The following is a 15,473-nucleotide window of genomic DNA, read 5'->3' on the forward strand; positions in this document are numbered from 1 at the left end:
TGCAGAAACCATATTGTCCGCCTGTCGGGGCGCGTCATTGTTGAGTGATCTGGAACGGAGGTTCCCCGCGCGTCCCATTAATGCGGCGCAATGACGCTCCTACAATCGGCCACTGTCTTCGAAACAGCCCGAGCGTTTGTCATGAGCCGCCAGCCTGCGATACATCGTGCGTTCGACTCGCGTCGGCGCGCGGAAATCATATGGCGCGCCGCCAGACGGGCGCTGCGCGACTGGCAGGCCACCGATGGCGCGATCTGGATTCATCTGCTGAAAACGGTGGCGGCCGGCTTGCTTGCCATGGGCATTTCCATGCTGCTGGACCTGCCGCAGCCGCGCATCGCGATGACGACGGTGTTCGTCCTGATGCAGCCACTCTCCGGCATGGTGTTTGCCAAGAGCTTTTATCGCATCGTCGGCACCGCGGTGGGGATGGTCGCGGCGGTGGTGCTGGGCGCCGTATTCGTCCAGCAGCCCGAACTCTACATACTCGGGATGACGGGGTGGGTGGCCGCCTGTACAGCCGCCGCCATGAGGAATCGCCATTTTCGCTGGTACGGTTTCGTGCTTGCCGGCTACACGGCAGCGCTGATCGGCATTCCGCTCGTGATGCAGCCCAACGGTCTCTTTCTCGCAGCACTTGGCCGCGGTGCCGAAGTGGCCGTGGGCATTCTCTGTTCGGGCATGGTCAGCGCAGTGATCGTGCCCAGGCAGTCGGGCTCGCTGCTCGATCGCACTTTGCGCGCCCGATATCTCAATTTTACTGCGTTCGCTGCGGTGGTGTTGGCTGGGCGGCTCGAAAGGGGCGCGTTCGAAGGGCGATTCGCGAGTCTTGTCGACGATGTCGTCGGCTTCGAGGCCACGCGCGCTTTCTCATTTTTCGAAGATCCGACGATGCGCTCGCGCAGCGGCCTGCTTTCGCGCCTGAATTCCGAGTTCATGGATGCCTGCGCGCGGCTGCACGCGCTGCGCCAGTTGCTCAAAAGACTGCGTTGGAGCGACGCGGCGATCGCACCGCTCGCGCCATATTTTGGCGAGCTTGCCGCGCTGCTCGCGCAACGGCCGAGCCGAAACGAAAGCGATCGCGCCTATGCGCGGCGCCTCGCCGACGGGCTCGAAGCCTTCCAGCGCACGCTGCCGCGCCATGTGCGCGAGACGCGGCGGCCGCTTGAACATGCACTACCCGATGCGCTGCCCGATTTCGACACATCGGCCGAACTCATCTATCGCTTCACGACCGAGATCGTGCGCTATAGCCGCACGTGGGCTTCGCTCACGGAGGCGCGTCCTGCGCAGGAGCCGCGCGCTGCGCGCTACGTGCCCCGCACGAGCTGGCACGTGGTGGCGTTCACCTTCGTGCGCACCGCCGTGGTGGTGGCGGCGCTGGGCTGGTTCTGGGTCGAGACCGACTGGCCGAGCGGTGGCCTCGCGATGATCGCGGCCGCGCTCACATGCGCGCTCACGTCGTCGGCGCCGAACGCGTCGCGCATGGCCGTGCAAATGGCGGTCGGCGCGGCCTTTGCCGCCGTGACGGGCTATCTCTTCACCTGCTACGTGTATCCCAATGTCGATGGCTTTCCGTTGCTCTGCGCGACGCTGGTTCCGGTGCTTGCCATCGGCGCTTTTCTCGCCACGCGCTCGCGCATCGCGGGCTACGGCGTTGGCTTCTCGGTGTTCTTTTGCCTGCTGGCTGGCCCGGACAATGTGATCGTCTACACGCCGGATCTGCTGATCAACAACGGCATCGCCGTCGTTGCCGCGATGCTGGTCGCCTCGCTTGCTTTCGCGGTGGTATTTCCGCCGCACATGAACTGGCTCGTCGAGCGTATGTGCGTGTCGTTGCGCGGACAGGTCGTGCTGGCTTGCCATGGTGAACTGGATGGCCTCGGGCAGCGCTTCCAGTCCGGCACGCACGATCTGATGCACCAGTTGAGGCTCGTGCTGAACGGGCGCCGCCAGGCGCACCGGCGTGCGCTGCGCTGGATGCTCGTGACGCTCGAAGTCGGGCATGCCGTGGTCGATCTGCGCAACGAGGCGCACGCAGCAGCGTGGCTCGAGCTTAAAGACGCGCGCTGGCCCGCGGCGCTGGCACGCGTGCAGGAAGCTATCGCACATCTTTTCGAGCGCCCGGACGGGATCTCGCTCGACCACGCGCTCAGTGCCGTGCGCGCCGCGACCTGGATCGCACAGGAAGCGCTCGCGACGGTGCACCACGAGCGAGAAAGGCGGCACGAGGTGCAGCGGCTGCTGAGTCATCTGCACTTCATCCGCAGCGCGCTGCTCGACCGCGATGCGCCGCTCGGGCCCTTGGCACGGCGTGCACGCCGCACGCGTGCGCCGCGGAGATCGTTGAAAACACAATGAAAAGGCAGGCCAGCGCGATCTTGCTGCAGTCTGGAAATATGCCTTCCACCCCGCCTCCTTAATCTCTTCGACCCCGAGTCATATAGTCACATCACTGCTTCGCAGTACCCGTTAGCACTGGAGAGTAAAATGAAGTCCGTGAAGATCGCTGTTGTTGCATGTTCGCTGTTTGCCGCCGCCGCTGCTTATGCACAGAACGAAGCACCGGCAGCGAGTGTCCCTCAGCAGGTCGCGCAGTCCGCTGCCCCGGAGGCAGCGCAAGCGAGCGCCCACCGCGAAATCGTGAAGCCGGCAAAGAAGGATGAATGCGTCGGCCCGGTCAGCTTCTGCAATATCTATTTCGGTAGCTGAGATCGAGAGCACGCCCGCCATGTGCAGGCATACGCTGAAATCTAATGCCGCGACGCCTTCATATGGGCGCCGCGGCTTTGCGCATTGTGGCTGCACAAAACACTGCAATAGTGTTTTGTGAAACTCGCAGTGTATGGCCGCCGATGCAAGACCTGAAAATGGGCACCAGGCGATCAGAGAGTTTGTGGAGACTTTGATGTACGAAGACCGTATTCGTTGTGCCGCCTTGCGCGGGAAAATCACTTCGGCTGCCGAGGCGGCCCAACTCGTGCGCAACGGTATGCGCGTCGGCGCGAGCGGCTTTACGCGCGCGGGCGACACGAAGGCCGTGCCAATCGAACTGGCGCGCCGCGCGCGCGAAGAGAAGGAACCGCTGCGCATTACGCTGATGACGGGCGCCTCGCTCGGCCATGACGTCGATCGCATGCTGACCGAAGCGGGTGTGCTCGAGCGCCGTCTGCCGTTCCAGGTCGACTCGACGCTGCGCAAGGCGATCAACCGTGGCGAAGTGATGTTCGTCGACCAGCATCTTTCGGAAACCGTGGAGATGCTGCGCGCGAACCTGCTCGGCAAGCTCGATCTCGCGATCATCGAAGCCGCCGCGATCACGGAAACCGGTGCGATCGTGCCCACGACTTCGGTCGGCAATTCGGCGAGCTTCGCGATTCTCGCGGAGAAGGTGATCGTCGAGATCAATCTCGCGCAGCCGCTCGCGCTCGAAGGCCTGCACGACGTGTGGATTCCAGGCCGGCGCCCGCATCGCGATCCGCTGCCGATCGTACGCCCGCAGGACCGCGTGGGTACGGCCGCCATCGAGATTCCGCCGGAGAAGATCGCCGCGATCGTCATCACGAACGAGGCGGACAGCCCCTCGACCGTGCTGCCCGCCGATGAAGAAACCGCGCGCATTGCCGGCCACCTCATCGAATTCCTGCAGCACGAAGTGAAGCATGGCCGCATGAGCGCGCAATTGCCGCCGCTGCAGGCCGGCATCGGCACGATCGCGAACGCGGTGCTCTCGGGCTTCGTGGATTCACCGTTCGAAGCGCTTACGATGTACTCCGAAGTATTGCAGGACTCGACTTTCGATCTGATCGATTCTGGCAAGATGATATTCGCCTCGGGCGCTTCGATGACGCTCTCCGCGCAGCGTCAGGCCCAGGTGCTCGCCGAACTCGACCGCTATCGCGACAAGCTCGTGCTGCGTCCGCAGGAAGTGAGCAACCATCCGGAAGTGATTCGGCGTCTCGGCTTGATCGCACTGAACACCGCGCTCGAATGCGACATCTACGGCAACGTGAATTCCACGCACGTGGGCGGCACGCACATGATGAACGGCATTGGCGGCTCGGGCGATTTCGCGCGCAATGCGTCGTGCGCGATCTTCGCGACCAAGGCGATTGCAAAGGACGGCCGTATTTCCAGCATCGTGCCGATGGTGCCGCACGTCGACCACAATGAGCACGACGTGGACGTGATCGTGACCGAGCAGGGCCTGGCGGATCTGCGCGGTCTCGCGCCGCGCGAACGGGCAAACCTCGTGATCGAACGCTGCGCGCATCCGCTCTATCGCGACCTGCTGCGCGACTACTATCGCGACGCCCTCAAGATCGGCGGCCAGACACCGCACGATCTCGCGCGCGCGTACGAAATGCATCTGCGCTTCAATCAAACGGGTTCGATGCTGCCCGAAGTGACAGGCGGACTCGTCGCGAACGCATAATCGCCGCAGCGATCAAGCCATACACAAAACAAAACGGGAGCACCGGCAACGGTGCTCCCGTTTTTCATTGATAGCGCGGATTCGCTACGCTCGTCTGATCAACCGGATGATGAAGAGCAGAATGACCGCGCCAACAATGGCGGTAATGATCGAGCTGATGATGCCGGCGCCGATATGAATGCCGAGCACCCCGGCAAGCCAACCGCCGATGAACGCGCCGACAATGCCGACGATGATATCGACGAACAATCCGAACCCGCCGCCTTTGACGAGAACGCCAGCGAGCCAGCCTGCGATTGCGCCGATGATGAGCCAGGCAATGATGCCGTGTTCCATATGAATAGACTCCCCTTGTTGACGTGAAAGAATCACGGTGAATGCAGCTTAGTCCAAGGGCGAATAGGCGTCCATGAAACGCGGCCAGAATTGACAGTTCTTGAATACCGCCGTGGATAATTTTAAAAAGCGCAATGAATTAGAAATGCATTCGTAAGGAATGCGAGTCGATGCAACGCGCAAAGCTCATTCGGGCGCGATTTCGGGTTCCGCGGCAGTCCAACTCACGCTGGAGACGCCTTTCTCCATGCTCAGGCGGCTCGCCATGAGTTCGAGCTTCGACTGGTACTTCGGATGCAAGCGCATCGTTGCGGTCACGCGCAGGCGCGGCGGATCGCCGGTCAGGTCCTCGCTCGTGAGGCTTTGAAATGAAAGCGGCGTGGAGTACAAAGAATTCGAAAGCAACGTGCGGATATGAACTTCGTCCTCCTCGCGGCAAACCACGGTAAGCACATAAGCGCGCACGAGATCCGCGTTCGAAACGGGCGAAGCGTTGATGATGCGGCTCACCTCGCGCAGCACGGTATTCGTGAGCAGCACGACGACAGTGCCGGCCACCGCCGGGCCGTAATGACCCGCGCCGCACAGCACCCCCACGGCCGCCGAGCACCATAGCGTCGCCGCGGTATTGATGCCCTGAATCGAGCCCTTCTCGCGCATGATGACGCCGCCGCCCAGAAAGCCCACGCCAGAGACGACATAGGCGGCAATTTGCGTCACACCGGATGAGCCATTGCCGGTCAGCACGCCGAGCGTGACGAACAAACACGCACCGCTTGCCACGAGCGTGATGGTGCGCAGACCGGCCGTGCGTTGGCGAATCTGTCGTTCGAGGCCGATGGCGACGCCGCAGGCGAACGCCGCGAGAAGGCGCAGGGCGAATTCGAGAGTCATCGTTTTGTCATGAAAACGCAGGGCGGCCGCACGCCATGCGGCTCTCGCGCAAGGCGTGGCGGGTACATCGGGGGCCCGTGGATCATACGCGGGACGGGGCTTCGCGCCAAGCTGTCCGAGATGTCATGTTCGAGTCAGGATCAGGTCACCGCTCGTGGGCGAAACTGGTTTCATTCGTATCGAGATGGGAAGGCAGGCCGAATGAACGGGAGTTTCTGATGGATACGCTGCGCAATATGCGGGTCTTCGTGCGAGTGGTGGAGTCGGGCAGCTTCACGCGCGCTGCGGCGAGCGAAACGATGACGACCGCGCAGGTCTCGCGCGCGGTCACCGATCTGGAGTCGCGCCTGCGCACGCGGCTCCTTAACCGGACCACGCGGCGCATGTCGTTGACCGAAGCGGGCGAGCGCTACTTGCAGAGCTGCAAGCGCATTCTCGCCGACATCGAGCAAGCCGAGGCCGAAGCCGCCGCCGCGCACGCGAACCCCGCGGGCAAGCTGCGCGTATATGGCGGCACGAGTTTCGGGCAGCACTATGTCATGCCGCTCATCGCGCGTTATCAGCAGCATTTGCCGGAGGTCTCGGTCGATCTCACCATCGCGCAGCAGATGCCCGACATCATCGAGGAGGGCTTCGACGTGGCGGTCGTGGTGGCCGCCGAACTCGAGGACTCCGCGCTGATCTCCCAGCATCTGGGCAGCACCGCCGCCATTCTCTGTGCTTCGCCGCAGTATCTGCGCACGCGCGGCGAGCCGCAATCATTCGACGACCTCGCGGCGCATACCTGCCTGCACCTGACCGATGCGAGCCTGCCCGCCGGCCAATGGGTTTCCGAGGGGCCGCTCGGCGAGACCTTCCGGCACACGGGCGTAACGCCGTTCCAGGTGAACAACCCCGAAGCGCTCGCGCTCGCCATACGCGAAGGCATGGGCATCGGCCCGCTGCCGGTGCCAGTGGCGCTGCCCGGTCTTGCCGATGGCACCCTGGTCCGCGTGCTGCCCACGCACACGCTGCAGAAGCTCAACATCTACGCGCTGTACGCTTCGCGCCGCTATCTGGACGCGAAGATCCGCACCTTCGTCGAGTTTCTGCGCGAGAAGGTACCGCTCGTTCTCGCCGAACAGGAGGCCGCGCTCGCCACCTGTGACGACCCGCTGCTTCACGAGATGGAGGCGCACTCGGGTCCGCGAGGTACGCGTGCGCGTAGCGGCCGTGGCCGCAGTCACAACACGCACGACCTGGAGCGCCTGCGTTTGGTGAATTGAAGCAGTGAACTGAAGCAGTTAAAGAACTGCTCGCGAAGCGCGAAGCTATTACAGCGCGTTTCGCGGGCGGCTTTACAAGCGCTTCGCGACGCTGCAGCAGCGATCCATCTGCGCTCCCGTGCGCATTCGCGCGCCTCGCGCGTTACCTGTCAATTTCGCCATATTGGCGCCAGCGACCTGCCACCGCCATTGCCTATGATGCGGCACCCGCTGGATGAATGCGTCCTCGTCTCAACCCCTCGCCTGAGTTGTCCGAAACACTGACATGTGGATTGTCAATCTCGCGCTGAAGCGACCGTACACGTTCATCGTGATGGCCATCCTGATCGTGCTGGCCACGCCGTTCGTGCTCATGTCGATGGCCACCGACGTGCTGCCGAACATCAACATCCCGGTTATCAGCATCATCTGGTCGTACACCGGCTTTTCCGCGAAGGACATGGCCGACCGCATCACCTCGGTCAACGAGCGCAGCCTCACGACCACGGTGAGCAACATCGAGCACATCGAGTCGCAATCGCTGCCGGGCATCGCCATCATCAAGCTGTTCCTGCAGCCGGGCGCGAGCCTGCAAACGGCGATCGCGCAGGCCGTTGCATCGGAGCAGGCGCAGGTGAAGCAGATGCCGCCCGGCGCCACGCCGCCGCTCGTCATCAGCTATTCGGCCTCGAGCATTCCGGTGATCCAGCTCGGCCTCTCCAGCAAGTCGATGAGCGAGCAGGCGCTTGCCGACGTCGCGATGAACTTCCTGCGCCCGCAGCTCATTACGATTCCCGGCGCGCAGGTGCCTTACCCGTATGGCGGCAAAACGCGCGTGATCTCCGTGGATCTCGACACGCGCGCGCTCATTTCGAAGGGCCTCACGCCCGCCGATATCGTCAACGCGGTCAACGCGCAGAACCTCATTTTGCCGACGGGTACGGCCAAGCTCGGGCAAACCGAATATCGTGTGGACACCAATGCATCGCCCGATACGATCGCGGGGCTGAACCGCATTCCCGTGCAGACGGTGAACGGTGCGACCACCTATCTCGGCGACGTGGCGCACGTGCGCGACGGCTTCACGCCGCAGACCAACGTCGTGCGCCAGGACGGCCAGCGCGGCGTGCTGATGTCGATCCTCAAGAGCGGCGACGCATCGACGCTGCAGGTGGTGGGCGCACTCAAAGGCCTCTTGCCCAAGGCGCGCGACACGCTGCCCGCCGACCTCGTCGTCAAGCCGCTCTTTGACCAGTCCGTATTCGTTTCCGCCGCCGTGCAGGGCGTGGTGCGCGAAGCGCTCATTGCTGCTGCGTTGACGGCGGCGATGATCCTGCTTTTTCTCGGCAACTGGCGCAGCACGCTCATCATCGCGGTGTCGATTCCGTTGTCGATTCTCTCGTCGATCATCGCGCTCTATGCGCTTGGCGAAACCATCAACATCATGACGCTCGGCGGCCTTGCGCTCGCAGTCGGCATTCTGGTTGACGACGCAACGGTCACGATCGAGAACATCGAGCGGCACTTGCATCTGGGCGCGAAACTGCACGACGGCATTCTCGAAGGCGCGGGCGAAATCGCCGTGCCCGCGCTCGTTTCGACGTTATGCATCTGTATCGTGTTCGTGCCGATGTTCTTTCTAACGGGCGTGGCGCGCTTTCTGTTCGTGCCGCTCGCGGAAGCCGTAGTGTTCGCGATGATCGCGTCGTACATCCTCTCGCGCACGCTCGTACCGACGCTCGCCATGCTGCTCTTCGAGGGCCACGATCCCACGGCGCACGCGCAGCGCGCGCAAGGCTCGCTCTTCTCGCGCATACACTGGCGCTTCAATCACGCATTCGAGCGCGTGCGCGCCAATTACATCGCGCTATTGAGCCCGCTGCTCTCGCGCCGCAAGTTCTTCGGCGGCACCTTCCTCGCGTTTTGCCTGCTCTCGCTCGTCCTCGTGTTCTTCCTTGGCCGCGACTTCTTTCCTTCGGTCGATGCCGGCAACATTCGCTTGCACATGCGCGCGCCAACGGGCTTTCGCATCGAGGAAACGGCACGCCTTGCCGACCAGGTGGAGCAGGTGGTTCGCGACGTGGTGCCGCCCGATCAACTCGAGACAATCGTCGATAACCTCGGGCTGCCCTATAGCGGCATCAATCTCTCGTACAGCAATGCGGGGACGATGGGCACGCTCGACGGCGAAGTCCAGATCGCGCTGAAGCCCGACCACGATCCCTCGCGCATTTATATCGACAAGTTGCGGACGTTGCTGCCGCAACGGTTTCCGGGCGTCGAGTTCTTCTTTCAGCCCGCGGACATCATCACGCAGATTCTCAACTTCGGTCAGCCCGCGGCGATCGACGTGCAGGTGGTGGGCGCGAATCTGAACCAGGACATGGCGCTGGCGAGCACGCTGCTCAAGGAGGTGCGGCAACTGCCTGGCGCCGTGGATGCGCACATCGAGCAGCGTAACGACGAACCCGCGCTCACGCTTGCGATGGACCGCTCGCGCATGCAGCAGTTGAACCTGAGTCCGCAGAACGTTGCGCAGGACGTGCTGATCGCGCTCTCGGGCAGCACGCAGACGTCGCCCGCGTTCTGGGTGAGCCCGCAAAACGGCGTGGAATATCCGCTCACGGTGCAAACGCCGCAGTATCGCGAAACTTCGATGAACGAACTGATGGGCACGCCCGTTTCCGCGCACAGCACGAACGCCAATGCGCCGTTGCAACTGGTGAGCAATCTCGTGCAGCTCAGGCCGCATGATGGGCCCGCAATCATCACGCACTACAACATCCGTCCCGTGATCGATCTGCTCGTGAGCGTGGAGGGCAGCGACCTGGGTTCCGTTGGCGTGAACATCAACGACATCATCCGGCATGTACAGGCGCACGCGCCGCGCGGCACGACCATCACCATGCGCGGCCAGATCGGCACGATGCGTTCGTCATACGTGGGCCTCGGCGTTGGCATTGCGATGGCGGTGGTGCTCGTGTATCTGCTCATCGTCGTGAACTTCCAGTCGTGGGCCGATCCGCTCATCATCATCAGCGCGCTGCCCGCCGCGCTCGCGGGTATTGCGTGGATGCTGTTCATCACCGGCACGCACCTGAGCGTGCCCGCGCTCACGGGTGCGATCATGACTGTGGGCGTGGCGACCGCGAACAGCATTCTCGTAGTCTCGTTCGCGCGCCAGCGCCTCTCCGCGGGTGCAACGCCGCTCGCCGCCGCGCTCGAAGCGGGCGCCACCCGCATACGCCCCGTGCTCATGACGGCGTTCGCCATGATGATCGGCATGGTGCCGATGGCGCTGGGCCTCGGCGAGGGCGCGGAGCAGAATGCGCCGCTCGGACGCGCGGTGATCGGTGGCCTGCTATTCGCTACGGTCTCCACACTATTGTTCGTCCCGCTGATGTTTGCGAGCGTGCATACACGGCTCGCCCACCGCGCTGCCGCGAAACGCGAGCGCGAGGCGCAGCACCGTGGTGCACGAGGCGATACCCGTTAAGTCAAAATTGGCCGAAGACATGAACGAACCTCACCACCATTCATCTCTCGACATCACCGTCGGCGGCGAGCAGGGCCTCGACTTGCCGGCGCGCGGCCAGGCGGGCAAGCGTGCACGCCTCGCGGTGATCGTGGTCGCGCTGCTGCTCGCTGCGGGCGCTACGCGCACGATCGTCTCGAACCTCATGAACGCGCATCATCTCGCCGATGTCACGAAGCAGAACGCGAAGCAGTATGTGAGCGTCGTGCAACCCGTGCCGGCCGGCGCGGACGGCCGCATCGTGCTGCCTGGCACGCTGCGCGGCTATGTCGAAGCGCCGATCTACTCGCGCGCGAACGGCTACGTGCGGCGCTGGTACGCCGATATCGGCGCGCACGTGCAGCAAGGCCAGTTGCTCGCGGAGATCGACACGCCCGAGATCGACCAGGAACTCTCCCAGGCGCAGGCGCAGCGCGATCAGGCCGCCTCGACGCTCGCGCTCGCCAAGACCTCGTTCGATCGCGCGCAGCAGTTGCGCCAGCGCGATGCGGTCTCGCAGCAGGAACTCGACGACCGCCAGGGCGCATTCAACACGGACCAGGCGAATCTCGCCGCCGCCGATGCGAACGTGCGCCGCCTCACGGAGATGAAGTCGTTCCAGCGCATCGTCGCGCCGATTACGGGCATCATCACGCAGCGCAACGTCGATATCGGCGACCTCGTGAATGCGGGCAATGGCGGCGCGGGGCATGCACTCTTTTCGATTGCACAGTCCGACCCATTGCGCCTCTATCTCGACGTGCCGCAGACCTACGCGCAGCAGGTCGCGGTTGGCCAGCACGTGAGCGTGACCGAGCAGGAGTTGCCGGGCGTGACGTTCGACGGAACCGTCACGCGCACGGCGCAGGCCATCAACGTGGCCACGCGCACGCTGGAGGCCGAAATCTCGCTGCCCAATCACGACGGCAAGCTGCTGCCTGGCGCTTATGTGCAAGCCGCCTTGCAGACCGATGCGAAGGGCTTGCTCACGGTGCCGGGCAACACGTTGCTGTTCCGTTCGGAAGGGCCGCGTCTTGCCGTTGTCGATGCGGACGGCAAGGTCAAGCTCAAGGCAGTGGAAATCGCGCAGGACCTCGGGCAGACGCTCGAAATCAGCGGTGGGCTCGAACCGACTGATCGCGTCGTGCTCAACCCGAGCGATTCGATCGCGGACGGCGACAGTGTCGTCGTGGTCGCGCCGAACAAGACCGAAGCGGCGCGTGAAGCCGCCAGGCGGAGCGCGACGTGACGATGCGGCAGAACATGCGGCAAACCACGCTGCCACAGCCGCTCGCTTACTTCACGGCGCTTGGCGCGATCGGTCTCGCGGCCTGCACCGTGGGCCCTGACTACCACGCGCCGCAAACGCAAAGCCCGGCGGCGTGGCGCGTCGACTCCGCCGATTCGTACTGGCACGCGGCGCAGCCTTCGCATGCGCCGCTCGATCCGCAATGGTGGAAGGCCTTCGACAACCCCGAGCTCGACGGTCTGGAAACCGCTGCGCTCGCTGAGAATCAGACGCTGCGTGTGGCCGCCGCGCACTACGCGCAGGCGCGCGCCACGCTCGCCTCGGTGTCGTCGCAGCAAAGCCCGCAGGTCGGGCTCGACGCGGGCCTCGCGCGCGAGCGCATTTCCGCGAATCGTCCGCTGACGAACTACGCGACGCCCAACACGTCGACCGTGCAGAACCAGGTCATCGTTGGCGCGACCGTGAGCTACGAGCTGGACCTGTTCGGGCGCATCCGGCGCATGGTGGAGTCGGCGCAGGCATCGACGCAGCAGGCCGGCGACGATCTCGCCAACGCGCGCCTCGTGCTCACCGCCGAACTCGCCACCGACTACTTCGCCATGCGCGAACTCGACAATGAGATCGACGTGGTGAACCGCTCGGCGCAACTGCAGCAAAAGGCGCTCGATTTCGTGACCGCGCAGCACGATCTCGGCGCGGTTTCGGGCCTGGAACTGCTGCAGCAAAAAGCCCAGCTCGCCGCGACGCAAACCCAGGTGCATCTGCTCGAAAACCAGCGCCAGCAGGAGCAGAACGCCATTGCCGTGCTGGTCGGCAAGCCGGCGCCCGAGTTTACGATTGCGCAGAAGGTCACGCCGCTGCCAGTGCCGGCGCTTCCCACGGGGCTGCCGAGCGAACTGCTGCAGCGGCGGCCCGACGTGGCTTCGGCCGAGCGCGCGATGGCCGCGGCCAACGCGCAGATCGGCGTGGCGCGCTCGGCGTACTTCCCGGACATCACGCTTTCACCCACGTTCGGCTGGGAATCGACGCGCTTTGGCGGTCTTTTTTCCGTGCCGAGCCTGATGTGGTCGGTGGGCGCGACGGCCAGCGAGGTGTTGTTCGATGGCGGCAAGCGCGCCGCGGGCGTGGATTTCGCGCAGGCCGGCTACGAGTCGGCGCAGGCGTCTTATCGTCAGACCGTGCTCACCGCGTTCCAGGAGGTGCAAAATGCGGTAACGGGGCTTTCGGTGCTGGAGCGCGCATCGACCGATGGCCAGTCGGCCGTGGACGACGCACGCAAGTCTTTCGATCTCGCCAACGACCGCTATCAGGGCGGCCTCGTGGCGTTCATCGACGTGCTCAACGCGGAGCAGCAGTTGCTCGCCAGCGAGCGCCAGGAGGTGCAGATTCACGGCCAGCAGGTCGCCACCGTGGTGTTTCTCGCGAAGGCGCTGGGCGGCGGCTGGAGCGCCGACGATCGCGAAATGGCATGCAGCGCGGGTACGTGCCGCGAAGTGCCCAAGACCGAGGGTAGAAGCTAAGCCGTACGCAAGGGCTGAAATCGAGGCATATAAGAGGGCTTGAGCGAGCCCGGCGCCAGGGTATATAAAAGCGCGCAACGGCGGTCACGAGTCGCACCGGCCGGAACCGCCAGGGCAGCGCGCGAAGAGGAGGGCGGGCATGAAAGTATTGGTTATCGAAGATGAGCGCAAGGTCGTGGATTACTTGCGCAGCGGACTCACGGAGCAGGGCTGGGTCGTGGACGTCGCCATGGACGGCGAGGAAGGCGCGTGGATGGCCACGGAATACGACTTCGACGTGATCGTGCTCGACGTCATGCTGCCGAAGCTCGACGGCTTCGGCGTGCTGCGCGCGGTACGCACGAAGAAGGACACGCCGGTCATCATGCTGACGGCGCGCGACCGCGTGGACGACCGCGTGCACGGTCTGCGCGACGGCGCCGACGACTATCTCACCAAGCCGTTCTCGTTTCTCGAACTCGTCGAGCGCCTGCGCGCGCTCACGCGGCGCGCGCGCACACAGGAATCCACGCTGATTTCGGTGGGCGATCTGCAGGTGGACCTCATCAGCCGCCGTGCGACGCGCGACGGTGTGCGTCTCGATCTCACTGCGAAGGAATTCCAGTTGCTTTCGGTGCTCGCGCGGCGGCGTGGCGAGATTCTCTCGAAGACACTGATCACCGAACTGGTGTGGGACGTGAATTTCGAAAGCAATGCGAATGTGGTGGAAACGGCGATCAAGCGGCTGCGCGCCAAGCTCGACGGCCCGCATGCGGCGAAACTGCTGCACACCATACGCGGCATGGGCTACGTGCTCGAAGTGCGCGAGGAAGGAGGCCAGACGTCATGAAACGCTCGATCTCGCTGCGGCTTTCGGCGATGTTCGCAGCGGTGTCGCTCATCGTGTTCACGCTCACGGGCGCGGGCCTCTTCTTCCTGATGCAGCGCCAGCTCTTCAACGAGTTGCGCGAAACGCTGGATACGCGTGCGCGCATTGCGAGCCTGATCATCTCGCACGCGCCGGACGTGCAGAAGTGGGCCTTCGTGCAGGAAAAGCTGCGCGACCTCTCGCCCGCGGACAGCCGCATGCATTACTACGTCGAAGGCCCCGATCCGCGCTTTCGTTTCGGCACGCCCATCGTCGGCAAGATCACGGGTGACGTCGGCCCGAATCACGTGCTCGTGCGCCCGCCCGGTTGCAGCTACGACATCATCACGACGACCTTTATCGTGCCCGCGAGCGGCGACCGGCCCCAGGTGAAACTCGTGGTCGGCAGCGACTGTGTGCGCACCGAAGGCATGCTGCGGCGCTTTGGCATTGCGCTTGGCGTGCTGATCGCGCTTTCCACCATCGCGGTCGCGGTGCTGAGCCGCGCGGTGACGCGCTTCGGGCTTGCGCCGCTCACGCGCCTGTCGCGCGAGGCCTCGCAGTTGAGCCCGTTGAACCGGCGCCAGCGTCTGCATGCGGACGAACTGCCCGAGGAGCTGCACGAACTCACCACTTCGTTCAATGGCGCGCTCGAGCGTCTCGACAAGGCCTACGAGCGCCTCGAATCGTTCAACGCCGACGTCGCGCACGAATTGCGCACGCCGGTGAGCATCCTGATCGGTCAGACCCAGGTGGCGCTCACGCGTGACCGTTCCGTCGAGCAGCTGCAACAGACGCTGCAATCGAATCTTGAGGAATTCGAACGATTGCGCGTGATCGTGAACGACATGCTGTTCCTCTCGCGCAGCGATCGCGGCGAACGCGCGACCGATCTCACGGAAGTGTCGTTGCGCTCGGAGATCGAACGCATGCTCGATTTCCTGGAAATGCCGCTGGAAGAGGCGCAGCTACGCGTGGAGGTGCAGGGCGAGGCGCGCGCATGGGTGAACACGTCGCTAATTGGCCGCGCCGTGAGCAATCTGTTCGTCAACGCGATCCAGCATTCGCAGCCCGGCACGACGCTACGCGCCACGGTCGCTCCGCAGGACGGTCACGTCGAGATCGCCGTTTCGAATCCCGGCGAGCCGCTCGACCCGGTGACGCGCGAGCATATTTTCGACCGCTTCTACCGCATTCAGGAAGCGCGCTCGAACAGCCACGAAAATCACGGGCTCGGGCTTTCGATCGTCAAGGCCGTGGCGGAAATGCACGGCGGCACGGTGTTCGTTCGCAGTGCGGATGGCGTCAACACGTTCGGATTTTCGGTGGCCGTGGACGGCATCGACGCGCCCGAAGCGCCCGTTGCCGGTATCTCACGCCAGGGCCGTGCCGGGTTGCCGCTGCACGTCTCGCCCTAATACGGCACTGAAGCGG

General features: G+C 64.1%; 11 protein-coding genes. 9 read left to right on the top strand and 2 right to left on the bottom strand.

What is annotated here, in order from left to right:
* Positions 1–141 precede the first annotated feature (141 nt).
* The 3 genes from L0U83_RS16565 to scpC all read left to right on the top strand — a co-directional run bounded on the left by L0U83_RS16565 (position 142) and on the right by scpC (position 4,435).
* On the top strand, positions 142–2,361 hold the full coding sequence (locus L0U83_RS16565; RefSeq protein WP_233884749.1) for an FUSC family protein: 2,220 nt from the start codon (positions 142–144) through the stop codon (positions 2,359–2,361).
* Positions 2,362–2,490: 129 nt separating this feature from the next.
* Positions 2,491–2,712: a hypothetical protein gene (locus tag L0U83_RS16570; RefSeq protein ID WP_233884753.1), complete on the top strand. Its 222-nt coding sequence runs from the start codon at positions 2,491–2,493 to the stop codon at positions 2,710–2,712.
* A gap of 196 nt (positions 2,713–2,908) precedes the next feature.
* Positions 2,909–4,435: a succinyl-CoA:acetate CoA-transferase ScpC gene (scpC, locus tag L0U83_RS16575; RefSeq protein WP_233884754.1), complete on the top strand. Its 1,527-nt coding sequence runs from the start codon at positions 2,909–2,911 to the stop codon at positions 4,433–4,435.
* Between the two features lie 84 nt (positions 4,436–4,519).
* On the opposite strand, the gene L0U83_RS16580 is transcribed toward scpC, so the two are convergent.
* Together L0U83_RS16580 and L0U83_RS16585 are read right to left on the bottom strand one after the other, a co-directional pair.
* Positions 4,520–4,771 carry a GlsB/YeaQ/YmgE family stress response membrane protein gene (locus L0U83_RS16580; RefSeq protein ID WP_233884755.1) on the bottom strand — a complete coding sequence of 84 codons (252 nt, stop codon included), beginning with the start codon at positions 4,769–4,771 and terminating at the stop codon, positions 4,520–4,522.
* 186 nt (positions 4,772–4,957) lie between these two features.
* Positions 4,958–5,665: an MgtC/SapB family protein gene (locus L0U83_RS16585; protein WP_233884756.1), complete on the bottom strand. Its 708-nt coding sequence runs from the start codon at positions 5,663–5,665 to the stop codon at positions 4,958–4,960.
* Positions 5,666–5,883: 218 nt separating this feature from the next.
* On the opposite strand from L0U83_RS16585, the gene L0U83_RS16590 reads away from it, so the two are divergent.
* From L0U83_RS16590 to L0U83_RS16615, 6 genes are all read left to right on the top strand, one after another.
* Entirely contained in the window at positions 5,884–6,930 is a 1,047-nt protein-coding gene (locus L0U83_RS16590; protein ID WP_233884757.1) for a LysR family transcriptional regulator, read from the top strand.
* A gap of 265 nt (positions 6,931–7,195) precedes the next feature.
* Positions 7,196–10,405, top strand: coding sequence for an efflux RND transporter permease subunit (locus tag L0U83_RS16595; RefSeq protein ID WP_233884759.1), 3,210 nt, complete (start codon positions 7,196–7,198; stop codon positions 10,403–10,405).
* Between the two features lie 19 nt (positions 10,406–10,424).
* Entirely contained in the window at positions 10,425–11,672 is a 1,248-nt protein-coding gene (locus L0U83_RS16600; RefSeq protein ID WP_233884760.1) for an efflux RND transporter periplasmic adaptor subunit, read from the top strand.
* A gap of 14 nt (positions 11,673–11,686) precedes the next feature.
* Positions 11,687–13,192 carry an efflux transporter outer membrane subunit gene (locus L0U83_RS16605; protein WP_233886539.1) on the top strand — a complete coding sequence of 502 codons (1,506 nt, stop codon included), beginning with the start codon at positions 11,687–11,689 and terminating at the stop codon, positions 13,190–13,192.
* A 139-nt stretch (positions 13,193–13,331) separates the two neighbouring features.
* Entirely contained in the window at positions 13,332–14,021 is a 690-nt protein-coding gene (locus L0U83_RS16610) for a heavy metal response regulator transcription factor (protein ID WP_042265081.1), read from the top strand.
* A complete protein-coding gene (locus tag L0U83_RS16615) occupies positions 14,018–15,457 on the top strand; it encodes a heavy metal sensor histidine kinase (protein WP_233884761.1) in 1,440 nt (479 codons plus the stop codon). The genes L0U83_RS16610 and L0U83_RS16615 overlap by 4 nt, the downstream gene beginning before the upstream one ends.
* The last annotated feature ends 16 nt before the right edge of the window (positions 15,458–15,473 follow it).

This window comes from Paraburkholderia flagellata (assembly GCF_021390645.1).
GTDB classification, from domain to species: domain Bacteria; phylum Pseudomonadota; class Gammaproteobacteria; order Burkholderiales; family Burkholderiaceae; genus Paraburkholderia; species Paraburkholderia flagellata.